Source organism: Balneola sp. EhC07 (genome assembly GCF_001650905.1).
Lineage (GTDB): Bacteria > Bacteroidota > Rhodothermia > Balneolales > Balneolaceae > Balneola.
Genome location: NZ_LXYG01000002.1, coordinates 85,488 through 99,369, shown reverse-complemented (window position 1 = coordinate 99,369; position 13,882 = coordinate 85,488). Strand labels below are relative to the sequence as shown.

The following is a 13,882-nucleotide window of genomic DNA, read 5'->3' as shown; positions in this document are numbered from 1 at the left end:
TCATTTCATTAGAACTCACATTCCTTATCTTCATCACCCGATGGCAGCGAAAAAACGAAATAGCAATGATATCTATCAGACCTTGATCAAAGAGATCAATACTCCTGATATGAAACCGATCTATTATTTATTCGGTGATGAAGAGTTCTATTTAGATCAGTTGCTGGATAAGTTTTCTGATGTCATCCAGCCTCATGAAAAGGATTTTAACTTTGATCTGCTGTATGGACAAGATATTAGTCCTGCAAAGGCGTTAGGTGCTGCTCGAAGTTTTCCAATGATGGCTGAGAAAAGAGTGCTTATCATTAAGAATTTCCTGCAGATCGGAAAGGGAGCAGGGAGTGAAGGATCCATTCAGGATTTTATTTCTTATATAGAAAACCCAAACCCAACGTGTTTACTTGTTCTGTTTGATACCGGAAAGCCGGCCGGGAACACTAACCTTGGAAAGGTACTATCAAAGAATAAGAATGTAGGCTATTATCAATTTGAAGCCCTGCCTGACTACTTGATCCCAGATTGGGTGATCAGCTGGACAAAATCTCATCACAAAAAAACAATTGAGCCGGCTGCAGCTCAATTACTGGCCCAGTTTGTAGGGAATAATTTACAGCTTTTGTCTACTGAAATAGACAAAGTGTGCACTTTTCTGGACACTTCTGAAAACGTCTCAGAAGCCGCTGTAAAAAAAATAATCGGCTCATATCGCGAGTATACGGCGATTGAGCTCAAAGAAGCGCTCATGAAGCGTAATTTGGAACAGGCCTTATACATATCGGAACAGATGTTGCAACACACTAAGACAGACACGGGAGAAATTATTCGACTCGTGGGGTTCTTTAACAGTGTGTTTACAAACATCTGGCAAATTCAAAGGCTTGCTGAAAAAGGCAAAGCCAAGAATCAGATCCAAAGCGAACTCGGTATTGCTAGTGCCTGGTACTTTAATAAGCTTTGGGATGATGCTTCGAATTTTCGCTACAGCGATATGCCGCGTGTTTTTGAAGCCCTTTTGGACGCAGATCGCTCCATTAAAGGGTTTACCACTTTAGACTCCACTTCGATTTTATTTCTTCTTGTTAAGCGAATCATCGGTTAATCCGACTTCGCGTTTCATAACAATTTGAACTAAAACTTAGTGGATTAGAAATGGACGCATTTAAAGCAGTATCAGTAAAAGATTACAGTGATGAAGATCTGATGGAATATTTCCAAAACGATCACGAACCTGCATTTACAGAACTAGTGAGACGTTATCAGGACCGCCTTCATAATTTTCTATACCGATATACTCATGACCATCAGGATTGCGAAGATTTAGTTCAGGAAACCTTTCTGAGGGTACATAAAAGCAAAGCTTCTTATGAGAGAATTGCGAAGTTTTCTACGTGGATGTACACCATCGCTTTAAATCTTGCTAAAAGTTTGTACAAGAAAAAGCAGAGAATGTACAAGGTTTCTATTCATAAAGATCCTAATGATTCTGAAGATTTTGAGATGCACATAGAAGATCCAAACATTCTTCCGGATCAGGAATTACACGAAAAATTAAGCCTTGAGCAACTTGAAAAGGCATTAATGTCGTTACCGGAAGATTTCAGAGAGGTAGTTATGTTGAGAGATCTTCAGGATATGACGTACGAAGAAATTTCAGATGCAACCGGTATCCCGATGGGTACTGTGAAGTCCAGAATTAACCGTGGTAGAGCTCAGGTTCAACATATGATAGAAAGTTATGTGGATTTGGGAACTTCTTTCTAAGAACTGACTACAAGGTAATGAAACAAGACACTAGCATTACCTTTTATGAAATTTTTAGACAAAGAATACCATCCGGTCATTGAAAACTATATAGCTGATTACGCTGAAGATAATTTAGAGCTGGTCGAGAGAGACACTTTCGAAGAGGTGCTTGTTCACGATGATGATCTTCGTGAACTTGCATTCTCGGCGAAAGAAGGAAAAAAGCTTTTGAGTATGCTTCAGGAAGTAAAAGCTAAGGAAGGATTTTTAGAGCGATTGAATGATCGGATTGCTCAATCGGAAAACTGATTCACTTAAAGACGAAGTAATATAGCTTCGTCTTTTTTATTGCTAAAATTTACAGTCCGTAATTTTGAATAGACACTGAGAATCAATTTCTTTCAGGCTTAGATCAATTAACTAACTAAGCTCTGATGAAATTTCGCATTTCTGCCTCACTCTGTATTTTATTTACCCTTTTTTTTACTGATATAATATCCGCTCAGGGAAAGTTGACCTTCGAAGATGTAATGAAGTTCGAAGACATCAATTCACCTGTTATTTCCAGCCAGGGCAATTGGATCGCTTATGGTGTTTGGCCTGACAGGGGCGATGGAAAAGTTGTAGTTCAGCATACCTCCAAAAAAGACAGATATGAAATTGAGATGGGAGCCAATCCGAAAATTACTCATAATGAGAATTGGGTAATTGCTTACCGGAATGTTCCATTAGTCGAAGAATTGAAAGCTAAAAAGGATAAACCTAAACGCGGACTTTCGATCCTTAATATTGATACCGGTGAAATTATACAGTTAGACAGCATATCATCTTATTTATTATCTAACGATGGTAACTGGCTGGCCACCAATAGATATCAATCAAAAGAAATTGCGGACTTGAAGCACAAGAATAAGAAACTTGGAAATTCAGTAACTCTTTGGAATCTGGAGAATAATGAAAAATCCGAGTTGGATTTCGTTTCAGAAATGAGCTTCGATAGCTTATCAAATTACTTTGCTTATTCGGTGATCGATACATCGGGCCAAATGAACGGACTTTACATACAGGATCTTGAAACTGATAATAAAGCCTCAGTTCATTCATCAAAAGATGGATACTATTCGAATTTGACTTGGGATAATAAAAATCCTCAGATTGCTTTTACTAAAGCGAGTTTTGATTCCAGTTATACAGATAGCGATGCAAGTCTGCATATTTGGAATGCTTCTGATAGAGAACTTAAAACACTTGTCACTCCTGAAGATGTGAAGGATGGATGGGCTTTAAGAAGTAATAACGATCTTCAATTTGAACAAAGCTATGAGTTCGGTCGCCCAAGATTATTTTTTGGTTTGATGCCTAGAGATATGGTAGATCTCATCACCAAAAAAGAAGACAAAGATGATGAAGAAATTGATATCTACGCAGTGGATGAGATCATTGAAGATAGAGGAATGGATCTTTGGCATGGAGATGATCCGAGGATCAAAACGCATGAAATAGCAACATTCAATGGTCATAAGAACAGAACTTATACAGCTGTGTATCACTTAAATGATGATAGATGGATTCAGTTAGCTGATCAGGAAATGCCATACATTCAGGTTTCAGACGGTGATAATTATGTAATGGGAAGTTCTGATGAGCCATATTTAAGAGATATCACTCACGAAGGATTTTTTCAGGATTGGTACTTGGTAGACCTTGAAACCGGAGAAAGAACGAAAGTAGCAGAAAGGATCTCAAATGGTGGGGCGATGCTGACTCCTAAAGGTCACAGGGTGTTGTATTATAACGACAAGAACTGGCATGTTTATCATGTGGATACTAAACAGACTCGAAATGTTACTGAGAGCTTGAACGTCCCTTTTTATAATGAAGATCATGATTACCCGTCCCAAGTTCCGGGCTATGGAATTGGAGGCTGGGTTAACGGCGGTGACGCTGCATTGATCTATGATAAATACGACGTTTGGCAGATTCCATTAATCAGGGGAAATCATAGAAAGATCACAGATGGCAAAGGCAGGGAGGAGAAAAGGATCTTCAGAGTTCGATCTCTTGGCGATGATAACATATTCCGAAATGATGATGATCTGCTGCTTACTTCATATCACGATCTGAAAAAGAATTTTGGTTTCTATTCAGCCAAAATAAATCAGGAAGGTGCTAAAAGGCTTCTGGAGGAAGACAAGAAGTTCACATTTGTATCTAAAGCAGATGAATCTGAAAAGATATTGTTTAAAAGAGAAGCTTACGATGAATTTCCAAACCTTTGGGTTTCTAATGATTGGAAGTTTAAAAAGACAAAGCAGATCTCTAAACTTCATATGGACCTGAAAAAGAAATGGAATTGGGGAAGTGCTGAATTGGTAGACTGGCTGAGTTTAGACGGGACTTACATTCAGGGAATTGTCATTAAGCCCGATAATTATGATCCGAATAAGAGATATCCCATCATGACTTACTACTATCGTTTTTTTACAGATCGCTTACATGATTTTAATGAGCCTAAGACCAATCACAGACCTGTTTTTGCTCAATATGTCAGCGACGATTACGTGGTATTTCTACCGGATATTCGCTTTGAAATTGGAAGACCGGGATTCGCTGCCACCAAAAGTTTAGTGCCCGGAATTCAAAAGTTGATCGAATTGGGAATTGCTGATGAGGATAAGTTAGGATTGCACGGTCATTCCTGGAGTGGATATCAAACAGCTTTTATTGTCACTCAAACAGATATTTTTGATGCGGCAGTTTCAGGTGCTCCGGTTAGTAACATGACCAGTGCTTATTCAGGAATTCGTTGGGGATCCGGATTAGCTCGTCAATTTCAGTACGAGAAAACACAAAGTCGGATAGGACAGAGTTTGATAGAAGCTCCTGAAAAATATATTGAGAATTCTCCTGTTTTCTTTGCGGATAAGATCACGACTCCAATGTTGATCCAGCATGGTGATGCAGATGGTGCCGTGCCTTGGTATCAAAGTATCGAGATGTATCTGGCTATGAGGCGATATAACAAAGATGTGATCTTTCTGCAGTATCATGATGAGCCGCATCATTTACAGAAATTTCCAAATAAGCTTGATTACGCTATCAGAATGAAGGAATACTTTGATTATTATCTGAAAGGAATAGGGGAACCGGAATGGATCTTAAGCGGAGAGACTTTTCAGGGTAGATAGATCATTATTTGCTCTTAATAAAAGACTTTGGGGCTTATCGCCGAGTCTGAAGGCTCTACTAGTTTAAACTTTAAAGCGGGAGGATTTAAGCTAGCAGGACGTTTACGTCCGGTGAATTAGGATAACGAGATTGTTTTCTACCGAATGCAGAGAATCTAATACTTATTGAGGTTTAGCCTTTTAAAAAATCCAGATCTCGGGTATACACCGCGAGATGACTTTGGGGCTTAATGCCGAGCCTGAAGGCTCTACTAGCTTAAACTCTGAAGTGGGAGAATTTAAGCTAGCAGAATGTTCACATCCGGCGAAATAGGATCACAATCATCTAAAAAAAAATAGAGCGGGTCATCGTTTATCTTTTTGATGGTCGCCCTTAATAACCCTCTAGCAAACCAGCAGTTTCATTCAAAAGTCTGTTTATCAATCTCCCTTTTGCGAATTGAGTAATGATAATAGAAACCGAAGCATTTAATTCAGGAATGTAGGTTGCTTGAGTGCTCCAAAACCCTGAATGAGAATACATATCCATTTCGTTAAACTTGAAGTAAAAGATTCCCATTCTGTAGTCACTGGAAGGGGTATACTCTTCAGGAAAACTCACTTTTGTAATCATAGTATCCAGAGTGGAAGATTGCTCAAAAACATTTCCGGCAAATAGTTCTTGATAAAATCTGGCCATGTCTTTGGTGTTTGCAACCAATCCACCACCGCCATAAAGATCTAAGGATGGATCAAAATTAAAGGTGTCCATTCCTTGAAAATATTGATGTATTCTCTCCGGTGAAGCAGTGAGTTTTTGTTCAATTTTCTCCCACCAGGTTGCATTTAAACCAATCTTTTTGAAGCCAATGAGCTCGCGAACAGCTTTTCCTAAAGATTTCTCAGTGACATTTTCAATGATCTCTCCAAGAAGAATATATCCGGTATCAGAATAACTGAATTGTTCTCCGGGTTCAAAAAGAGGATTACCCCAATCAACGCAACCCTGAACTTGTTCAGTTCTGGTCCACTCATGAGAAGGGTCAGCAAATACTTTTTCGATGTACGTGTTTGATCCGGCATGATCAAATAATCCGGCAGTATGAGTTAAAAGATGTCGTATAGTAATTTTATTAAGATCATATCCATCACTTTTGAGAATTTGAGCGTGTTTACCTGAAATGTGTTTACTGATAGGATCATCAAGCTCAAGCATTCCCTGTTCCCATAGTCTTAACACAGAAACTGCTACATAGGTTTTGGTATTGCTGGCAATTCGAGCTGTACCGTTTTCGGGTAACGGAGCTCTTGTTGAAAGATCTGAAACCCCTGAAGAAACTGAGTAGGAAAGATTTAGATCAGGCGCTTCAACATGCAAAAGAATTCCGGGGATGGTAGAATCTTGTTCAATTGCATTATCAATAAGCTCTTGAAGTGAAAGTTTTAGTTCTTCTGCTTGATATGCATTTACAGAGGAATAGCTGATCAGCAACAGAAAGGGTAGTAGAACGATTTTTTTCATTATTCGGATGTTAAGTTTACTGAATCTATATCTGAACAGTTAATGAAGCAATATATCCGGTACCAGAAAATGACACATTGTCAATCTATTACGTCTTACAGATCAGTAATGAGGTCAAAAATTTAAATAAGAATCATCTATTTCTTGAATGAAATGGTAAAAATAGTGCCTTTATTGATGGTACTATTCACAGAAATTTTGCCGCCCATGTTTGATATATGATTATGAACTAGGTAAAGCCCGACTCCTTTACTGTCTTCGTGGTCATGAAACTTTTGGTTCAGCTCAAAAATCCTGTCAGCATTTGCCTCGCTGTCGAAACCGATACCATTATCGCTAAATGTGAAGGTGATTTTATTACTTTCTTCGACAGCTTTTATTGCAATAACTGCACTTCTTTCAGGATGTGCATACTTAATTGAGTTAGTTAGCAGATTCAGTATTACACTCTTTAAATTTCCCCGGTTAAAAGGAATGGATATATCCGGAGAAATATCCATATTTATAATTGTTTTTGTTTCTCTGATCAACGCTTCAACTGAGTTTATAACTTCTTCAACTGTTTCATTTAGCTTATTAGTTGAGATTGCAGAATAGGCTGAATTCTTTTTATTCAGGATATCCACATAATCATTCAAAGTGCTTTGAAGTTGGTCGGTTGCGGACTTCAGAATATTTATAAACTCTAGAGTTTCTTCATCCTGTATCTTACTTAAATCCAGTAAACTAAACACAGACATAAGGTTACTTACCGGTGTTCTAAGATCATGAGAAGTAGTATAGGTGATATTTTTCAGTTCTTTATTGATCTGAGTCAGATTTGTAATTAACTCATTTCGCTCTTCTTCTCTTTGTTTCGCTTGAGTGATATCTTTTGCCACGGCATAAACCACGCCATATTGATCTACAGGAATTGAAGTCCATGAAAGCCAAACAGTTTCCCCGCTTTTGGTAAGATATCGGTTCTCGTATTTCTTAAACCCTGACCCACTGATAAGTCTCTTTCTGTATTTCCAGGTATGTTCCTGATCCAGTGGATGTATAAACGATTTTATAGATCGGGAATAAAGTTCCTCTTCTGAGAAACCCAACACTCTTGTGACTGCAGGATTGACTTTTCTGAAAAAACCATCAAAACCTGCTATGCAAAACAGGTCATTAGTGTCATTAAAAAAAGGTTCTAAGGGATAATCTGTTAGCGATTCTTCAGCTTTTGCTGTATCTGCTTTACTCATTAATCAATAGGAGTTATATATTTTATGTTGTTTCTTTATCCCCATCCAAAAAAATTGAAGCAGATATACACGTATATTACAACTGCTAACAGTGATATAAAATTACCAACTAGAAAATAATCGTTAGAGATTTTGGAGTTTTTGTCCTCGTGTAAACGTGTACCTATTTTCAACGCTCCAAAGGCGATGATCACGTGTGGGTAGCCTGCTAAAATTCCTACAGACAAAAATAATCTTTCCAACACGCCTTTACCAAACGAGCTCCAGCTTGTATTTGAATGTCCCAGAATAACGTTGATCGAAATATTAGCGAACAATTCCATCACTAACCAACCAACGAGCATATCTCCAATCATAGTTATTTGATGTATGTGTTGATGAAATCTTTTAGCAGATTATACTCATTGATCATCAAAGTTTTTCGTCTTTTCCAGATTTGATCTCGGTTTTTATCATGAAGTTCGCCTACTTCACTATTGTTGTCGTTGTTGATCATATCCAGTATCAAAGGATAATCTTCTTTTTTCCAGTTCAGGATGATCGTATCCAATACTTCAAATATCCTTGAAAGCTGCTCCGTTTGCTCTTTATTCTGAAGTTTAAACCGGAAACGTTTACGATTTCTTTTTTTGGATGAAAGCATTTTTCGGGCTTCGGTTAAACCTTTACCCATCATCTCATAGGCTATATCGGGGTTTATTTCCGTTTCGATCTCGCCCAGTAGAAGTACGTAATGAAGTTTAAAATCAGGTTCTGTTTTGAGTAATTCTTCTTCAAGATGAAAAAGCAGATCTATTCCGGAAGATACCGAGCTCAGTATTCCCTGAAATTCATCCCCCAAGGTAATGGTAAGAGGAGAGAGGATGGCTTTACCGAACTTCTTGTTTGTACTTTCAACAAGCTCTTTCAGTCCTTTGCTGAGCACCTCTCCGTCATAATCGGAGCTGTTAACTACGTCTCCCATAAATATGGGATAGCTATGTTGTTTTTTAGGCATGCTGTATTGTATCAAAAAAAATGAAACAATGCAATTTGTTTCATTAAAAATGAAACAAATGGGTTTGTATCAGATGTAGAAGCTTATATCACACAAGCGTGACACAAGCGTGACACAAGCGTTAGTGAGGGGAAACAATAGGTTCTGTATCATTGAGCCATTCACGAGCGGAGCGAAGTGATCTACTAGTTGAAGCTTGATTTAGATGGAGCAGGAGCTCCTTCTGGTTCTCCCAAGCAGGAACTTGGGAGGGAGATTATAATTAACTTTCAAATAGCCCAAAATAAATCAAAGCTGCAATTATAAAAGGAACAAATAGATTAGTGATAGTATCATATTTTTCAAGTCCAGTTAATTTAGGTAGGTTTTTAAGTTGATTTCTATCTTTAAAAGTTTTTAGGATGGATAAAGCCAATATAAAGTAAAGCAGTGGTTGAATAAAAGCGCTCTTATATACTATAATGAGTTCATATAGTGGGTCTATTTTAAATTTATAACTAATACCCAAAACGAAGAGTAATGCTATTGGAGTGAGCAAAAAAATTAAACTGAAGATGGATTTAGATTTTATTTGAACCCAATCAATTTCTTTGAAGCTGCTTTTTCCTTTTTCAAGGAAGTCTTTTAAAAATCGGATTGTAAATTCTATGGATAGACCGTGAAGCTGTGATCGATATTCAAGCTCAGTATACTTATCAAAGTATTCAAAATAGTATCCATGCTGAGTTTTACCAGGATCATACATAATGAAGAGTTCTGTTGTAGAGTCTTCGATTTTAAGATATTGGCTATATGAAGGTTCTAATAGAAAACCTTTAAAGTCTTCTAAAGAAATCTCGGTTTCTTCATCAGGTTTATTACCACCCTTTTTAATAGTTACACTTAGTCTGGGATTGATCTTAATAGCATCTCTTTGTGCTTTATTTTTGTCTTCTTTTGAAGTTTCATGGTCTTTTCGCTTTCTGGCAGAAATTTGTAAGTCTAAATAGTGGGTTCTAACCGGGAATTTCTCTTCGTTTATATGGTTTCTTGCATCTATTAAGTCATATAAAGAATATGAATCATAGTCAGGGCTTTCTTTTCTTTTTTCCAGAATGTACACTGCAAGCTTTATGGCTTCAGGTCTGAACCGGGAGGGGTTGGAAAGCATCCTTTCCAAAACAATCGATTGTTTTGCAGCCAAACGAATAAAAAGAGGGCTTTCAAAGTCGACCATAACAATTCTAATTAATTCTTATAACTATTTTATTCTGAATAAGAGGCGGTCAATTTTTAAACGATTCCTGAATGCTATCAAACTCACTTTGAAGTTCATCAAAAAGCTTAAACTCGTTGGTTTTGAGATTGTAGTAGTAAACAATTCTTGTTTTTTCGAAGTAATTACGTCTGCCATTTCCAATTAGAGGTTTAGAAGTGTCTTCGATCAATCTATCGAAATAGATCTCATTTTCATTGTCTGAAATCCAGTAAGAATCCAGCTTGAGTGAATCCGGTGTAATTTGTCTTAAGTCAGTGCCGTCTAAGTTCGAGATGTAATACGGCATATTATCATTCTCATTGATTCTTCCATCTCCATTGTCATCAGATAAAGCAATACTGTATAGATTGAAGTCATTGAAAGTGTTGTTACTGCCATAATATGAACTAATTTCACTACCTATACTTACATCAGAAATATATCCATTAGCAGGAAGCAACCTTCTTACTTCCGTACGATCTTCATTAAAGAAAATGATGTTAATTCTGGCTCCAACAATAAAAATACTGATATCTGCAGCACTATTTATGTCATCAATTACTTCTTGAGGAAGTTCCTTGTCTTGAACGACTACGGATGAATAATAAAAATCTGTAGAATCTATCTTAGTTGGACGTTCATACATCAAATGTTGCAGGTCGATATTGAGTTCACCAGCTCTTTCTGCTTTTTTCCCAACGATCAAACCTCTGTCATTTTCATTATATGAATCATTAAAAAAAGTTCTTTTTAACTCGTAAAAACCTTGAGGAATTATCATAATTAGAACTATAGAAAGTGCTATTCCATTAAAGCCCCAAACTATCCTCATAACTTTAGATTTTGGATAAGAATCACTCATATCAATCAGTATTTTATTAGTTGTTTTATGCTTTCCTCAAAAACATTCCTTTTCAAAAACTCATCTTCCAGTGCTTTGTTGAAGGGGACAGGCATATCCAAAGAGCCGCATCTGATTACAGGACCATCCAGTTCTTCAAAGCAATGTTCGGAGATCAGCGCTGAGATTTCAGCCATTGGGCCCATCGTTAGAGAAGGTTCTTGTAAGAGCAACACTTTGTGAGTTTTGGCAACAGATGTCTTGATCGTTTCCAGATCGAGGGGAAGGAGGGTTCGCAGATCGATCACTTCCAGTGAGATTCCTTCTTTGGCTAATTCTTCTGCTGTTTCCAATGCCCACCAAACGCCAATACCGTAAGTAACTATTGTTGCATCAGTTCCTTCTCTGCGAACTTTGGCTTTTCCGAGTGGTTCGTACACTGCTTTCTCAGAAACATCTTCCCGAATACTTCGGTACAGTTTTTTGTGCTCAAAGAATAACACCGGGTTCGGATCGAACATAGAACTGTACAGCAAATTCTGAGCATCTTCAACGGTAGCCGGAACCACAACTTTTAAACCGGGAATTTGCATAAACCATCCTTCCGGAGATTGAGAATGAAATGGACCTGCACCAACGCCACCACCATGAGGAGCGCGAATGGTCATATTTACGGCGGGACTCCATCGGTAATGAGATTTTGCAATATTATTCACAATCTGATTAAATCCACAGGAAATGAAATCCGAGAACTGCATCTCCACCACAGGATTCATTCCCGCGTAAGAAAGTCCTAGCGCGGCCCCTAAGGCTCCCGACTCAATAATTGGAGTATTACGTACTCTGTCGGCCCCGAACTGTTCTAAGAAGCCTTCAGTTATCTTAAACACTCCGCCATACTCTGCAATATCTTGTCCCAGAATAATAGTAGAATCATCTTCTTCAAAGGCTTGCTTCAATCCGGCCTGAATGGCGTCTACAAATCTACGTTCTACTTTTTTACCATTGCTAGGAGCAGGTTTTGAAGTTGGTGCTTCCGCATAAACCGCTCCCAATTCCTTTTCTTTGTTCCAAACCGGTTCATCAGCTTTTAAAGCTTTATCCAGATCTTTTTTGAAGGAAGTTTTTACTTCTTCTTTGATCTTCTCAAACTCTTTTTGATCTGCAAATCCTTCTTTTTCTAAGAATTGCTCAAATCTTAGAATAGGATCTTTTTCAGCCCAATCTTTAAATAAAATATCAGGAACGTAATGAGTTCCGGATGCTTCTTCGTGTCCACGCATACGAAAGGTTTTAGCTTCTATCAAAACGGGCTCACCTTTTAAAGCTAGTTTTCGGGCTTTTTCAATGGTTTCCATTACTTCAAGGATGTTATTCCCATCGATATGAAAGCCTTTCATTCCATATCCTTTGGCACGATCAGAAAGCTTTTCGCAAGCAAATTGTTCATTTGTCGGTGTTGAAAGTCCATATCCATTATTCTCAATAACGAACACAACGGGGAGCTTCCAGACGGCGGCTAAATTCAGTGCTTCATGAAAATCACCTTCGCTTGTGGCTCCATCTCCGCAAAAAGAGAAAGCTACAGAATCTTCATTACGAATCTTTGAAGCTAATGCAAGCCCATCTGCCACCGGCATCATTGCGGCTAAATGAGAGATCATTCCAACGATGTTGTGCTCCAGGGTTCCAAAATGGAAAGAGCGTTCGCGTCCACCACTGAATCCATCCGCTTTACCAAAAAGTTGACAAAACAATGGATAGAATGGAACTTTGCGAGTAGTGAATACACCAAGATTTCGGTGCATGGGCAGGATGAAATCTTCCTTTTTGGAAGAAAGTGCGACACCAACTGCAACGGCTTCCTGACCAATTCCTGAAAACCATTTACTGATTTTGTTTTGTCTGAGAAGGTTCAGCATGCGTTCCTCTATCTGTCGAGGAAGAAGGAGTGAAGTGTAAATTTCAATCGCTTTAGCTTTCGAAATTTTTTTAGAAGTCTTAATCATTGAATTTTTAGAAATATCCGTATCTTGGGGACTTTGAAAAAAGATTGATGAATTTTTTGAACTTTTTTTAAGTATAACTGTTCATCAATAATAACCAAAGCGGTTAATCCATACTATTAATTTTTTAACTATCCTGATTATTGGAAGCACTTGGAAGACAGATCTTAGTTGAATTTTATGATTGCGACAGCTCCTCGATAAATGATGTTGAATTCATTGAAGAAGCGATGCTTAATGCAACAAAGGAAGCTAATGCGACTATTATTTCGCATAATTTTCACAAATTCAGTCCTTATGGCGTTAGTGGAGTAGTTGTAATTGCTGAATCGCATGTAGCCATACACACCTGGCCGGAATATAATTACGCTGCAGTAGATATTTTTACCTGCGGTGATACGATCGATCCCTGGATAATTCAGGAATTTCTCAAGGAAGCATTTTCTTCGAAAAATATATCCAGTATGGAAATGAAGAGGGGTTTATTCAAAGTGCCACAAGGACAAAGATTGCTTTTCAAACCTTCAACAGAAACAGTAAAAGAGAATTAAGATAGAATGAAGTCTAAGATGACAATGGTAGAAACCCCGAATGTATATTGTTTGGTGTCAGGTGCAGCGGAAGGAAATACAAGATTGAACGCTTTTGATAATGCATTGCTTGAGGCAGGAGTTGGAGATACCAACCTGATGAGAATGAGTAGTATTTGTCCTCCGGGAGCAAAGGAAGTTTCCAGAGATGAAATAGAATTACCGGGCGGTGGATTGATTCCTCTGGCTTATGCTCATATTGATTCGCAAACTCCACAAATGTGGATCGCTTCTGCAATTGCAGTTGGTATTCCTGAAGATGAAACGCAACCCGGAGTGATCATGGAATTCGAAGATCATACTCGTTTGGAATATGTGGAAACTATTGTGAAGCAAATGGTTGTGGACGCCTTCGAATATAGAAAGAGAGCTCTTAAAGAGATCAAGTTCGTTGGCGTTGAACATCAGGTTACTAAGTGTGCTGCTACATTTGCGGCTGCTGTTCTTTGGTATAAATAGACATAAGATTTAAGACAAAAGAATTAAGATGAAAGACATGAGAAAAATGATTCAAGAATTTAACAAGTGTGATTAGTATGACGTT

General features: G+C 37.9%; 13 protein-coding genes. 6 read left to right on the top strand and 7 right to left on the bottom strand.

The features are described 5' to 3' along the window. Positions 1-40 precede the first annotated feature (40 nt). From holA to A8B79_RS01485, 4 genes are all read left to right on the top strand, one after another. Positions 41-1,099 carry a DNA polymerase III subunit delta gene (gene holA, locus A8B79_RS01500; RefSeq protein ID WP_066217139.1) on the top strand — a complete coding sequence of 353 codons (1,059 nt, stop codon included), beginning with the start codon at positions 41-43 and terminating at the stop codon, positions 1,097-1,099. A gap of 50 nt (positions 1,100-1,149) precedes the next feature. Continuing rightward, a complete protein-coding gene (locus A8B79_RS01495) occupies positions 1,150-1,761 on the top strand; it encodes a sigma-70 family RNA polymerase sigma factor (RefSeq protein ID WP_066217137.1) in 612 nt (203 codons plus the stop codon). Between the two features lie 45 nt (positions 1,762-1,806). Continuing rightward, on the top strand, positions 1,807-2,052 hold the full coding sequence (locus A8B79_RS01490; protein WP_066217135.1) for a hypothetical protein: 246 nt from the start codon (positions 1,807-1,809) through the stop codon (positions 2,050-2,052). Positions 2,053-2,177: 125 nt separating this feature from the next. Continuing rightward, positions 2,178-4,931, top strand: coding sequence for an alpha/beta hydrolase family protein (locus tag A8B79_RS01485; protein ID WP_066217134.1), 2,754 nt, complete (start codon positions 2,178-2,180; stop codon positions 4,929-4,931). Between the two features lie 373 nt (positions 4,932-5,304). Here A8B79_RS01485 and A8B79_RS01480 read toward each other — a convergent pair whose 3' ends face one another. From A8B79_RS01480 to A8B79_RS01450, 7 genes are all read right to left on the bottom strand, one after another. After that, positions 5,305-6,432, bottom strand: a complete 1,128-nt coding sequence (locus A8B79_RS01480; protein WP_082894024.1) for a serine hydrolase domain-containing protein — start codon at positions 6,430-6,432, stop codon at positions 5,305-5,307. Positions 6,433-6,569: 137 nt separating this feature from the next. Next, positions 6,570-7,667 carry a PAS domain-containing sensor histidine kinase gene (locus A8B79_RS01475; RefSeq protein WP_066217132.1) on the bottom strand — a complete coding sequence of 366 codons (1,098 nt, stop codon included), beginning with the start codon at positions 7,665-7,667 and terminating at the stop codon, positions 6,570-6,572. Between the two features lie 35 nt (positions 7,668-7,702). Further along, positions 7,703-8,023, bottom strand: coding sequence for a hypothetical protein (locus A8B79_RS01470; RefSeq protein ID WP_066217130.1), 321 nt, complete (start codon positions 8,021-8,023; stop codon positions 7,703-7,705). Between the two features lie 2 nt (positions 8,024-8,025). Beyond that, entirely contained in the window at positions 8,026-8,664 is a 639-nt protein-coding gene (locus tag A8B79_RS01465; RefSeq protein ID WP_066217128.1) for a SatD family protein, read from the bottom strand. 262 nt (positions 8,665-8,926) lie between these two features. Next, positions 8,927-9,847, bottom strand: coding sequence for a hypothetical protein (locus A8B79_RS01460; protein ID WP_153038318.1), 921 nt, complete (start codon positions 9,845-9,847; stop codon positions 8,927-8,929). A gap of 82 nt (positions 9,848-9,929) precedes the next feature. Beyond that, positions 9,930-10,763, bottom strand: coding sequence for a hypothetical protein (locus A8B79_RS01455; protein ID WP_066217124.1), 834 nt, complete (start codon positions 10,761-10,763; stop codon positions 9,930-9,932). Positions 10,764-10,768: 5 nt separating this feature from the next. Beyond that, entirely contained in the window at positions 10,769-12,751 is a 1,983-nt protein-coding gene (locus A8B79_RS01450) for an alpha-ketoacid dehydrogenase subunit alpha/beta (RefSeq protein WP_066217122.1), read from the bottom strand. A gap of 140 nt (positions 12,752-12,891) precedes the next feature. On the opposite strand from A8B79_RS01450, the gene speD reads away from it, so the two are divergent. Further along, positions 12,892-13,299 (top strand): adenosylmethionine decarboxylase, encoded by a 408-nt coding sequence (gene speD / locus A8B79_RS01445; RefSeq protein WP_066217120.1) that lies wholly within the window; start codon positions 12,892-12,894, stop codon positions 13,297-13,299. Between the two features lie 6 nt (positions 13,300-13,305). After that, positions 13,306-13,797, top strand: a complete 492-nt coding sequence (locus A8B79_RS01440) for a pyruvoyl-dependent arginine decarboxylase (protein WP_066217118.1) — start codon at positions 13,306-13,308, stop codon at positions 13,795-13,797. Positions 13,798-13,882: the final 85 nt, after the last annotated feature.

Bases quoted from the DNA above. Each gene is read 5' to 3' on its own strand.
- holA (WP_066217139.1), top strand. From the start codon at position 41: ATGGCAGCGAAAAAACGAAATAGCAATGATATCTATCAGACCTTGATC.
- A8B79_RS01495 (WP_066217137.1), top strand. From the start codon at position 1,150: ATGGACGCATTTAAAGCAGTATCAGTAAAAGATTACAGTGATGAAGAT.
- A8B79_RS01490 (WP_066217135.1), top strand. From the start codon at position 1,807: ATGAAATTTTTAGACAAAGAATACCATCCGGTCATTGAAAACTATATA.
- A8B79_RS01485 (WP_066217134.1), top strand. From the start codon at position 2,178: ATGAAATTTCGCATTTCTGCCTCACTCTGTATTTTATTTACCCTTTTT.
- A8B79_RS01480 (WP_082894024.1), bottom strand. From the start codon at position 6,432: ATGAAAAAAATCGTTCTACTACCCTTTCTGTTGCTGATCAGCTATTCC.
- A8B79_RS01475 (WP_066217132.1), bottom strand. From the start codon at position 7,667: ATGAGTAAAGCAGATACAGCAAAAGCTGAAGAATCGCTAACAGATTAT.
- A8B79_RS01470 (WP_066217130.1), bottom strand. From the start codon at position 8,023: ATGATTGGAGATATGCTCGTTGGTTGGTTAGTGATGGAATTGTTCGCT.
- A8B79_RS01465 (WP_066217128.1), bottom strand. From the start codon at position 8,664: ATGCCTAAAAAACAACATAGCTATCCCATATTTATGGGAGACGTAGTT.
- A8B79_RS01455 (WP_066217124.1), bottom strand. From the start codon at position 10,763: ATGAGTGATTCTTATCCAAAATCTAAAGTTATGAGGATAGTTTGGGGC.
- A8B79_RS01450 (WP_066217122.1), bottom strand. From the start codon at position 12,751: ATGATTAAGACTTCTAAAAAAATTTCGAAAGCTAAAGCGATTGAAATT.
- A8B79_RS01440 (WP_066217118.1), top strand. From the start codon at position 13,306: ATGAAGTCTAAGATGACAATGGTAGAAACCCCGAATGTATATTGTTTG.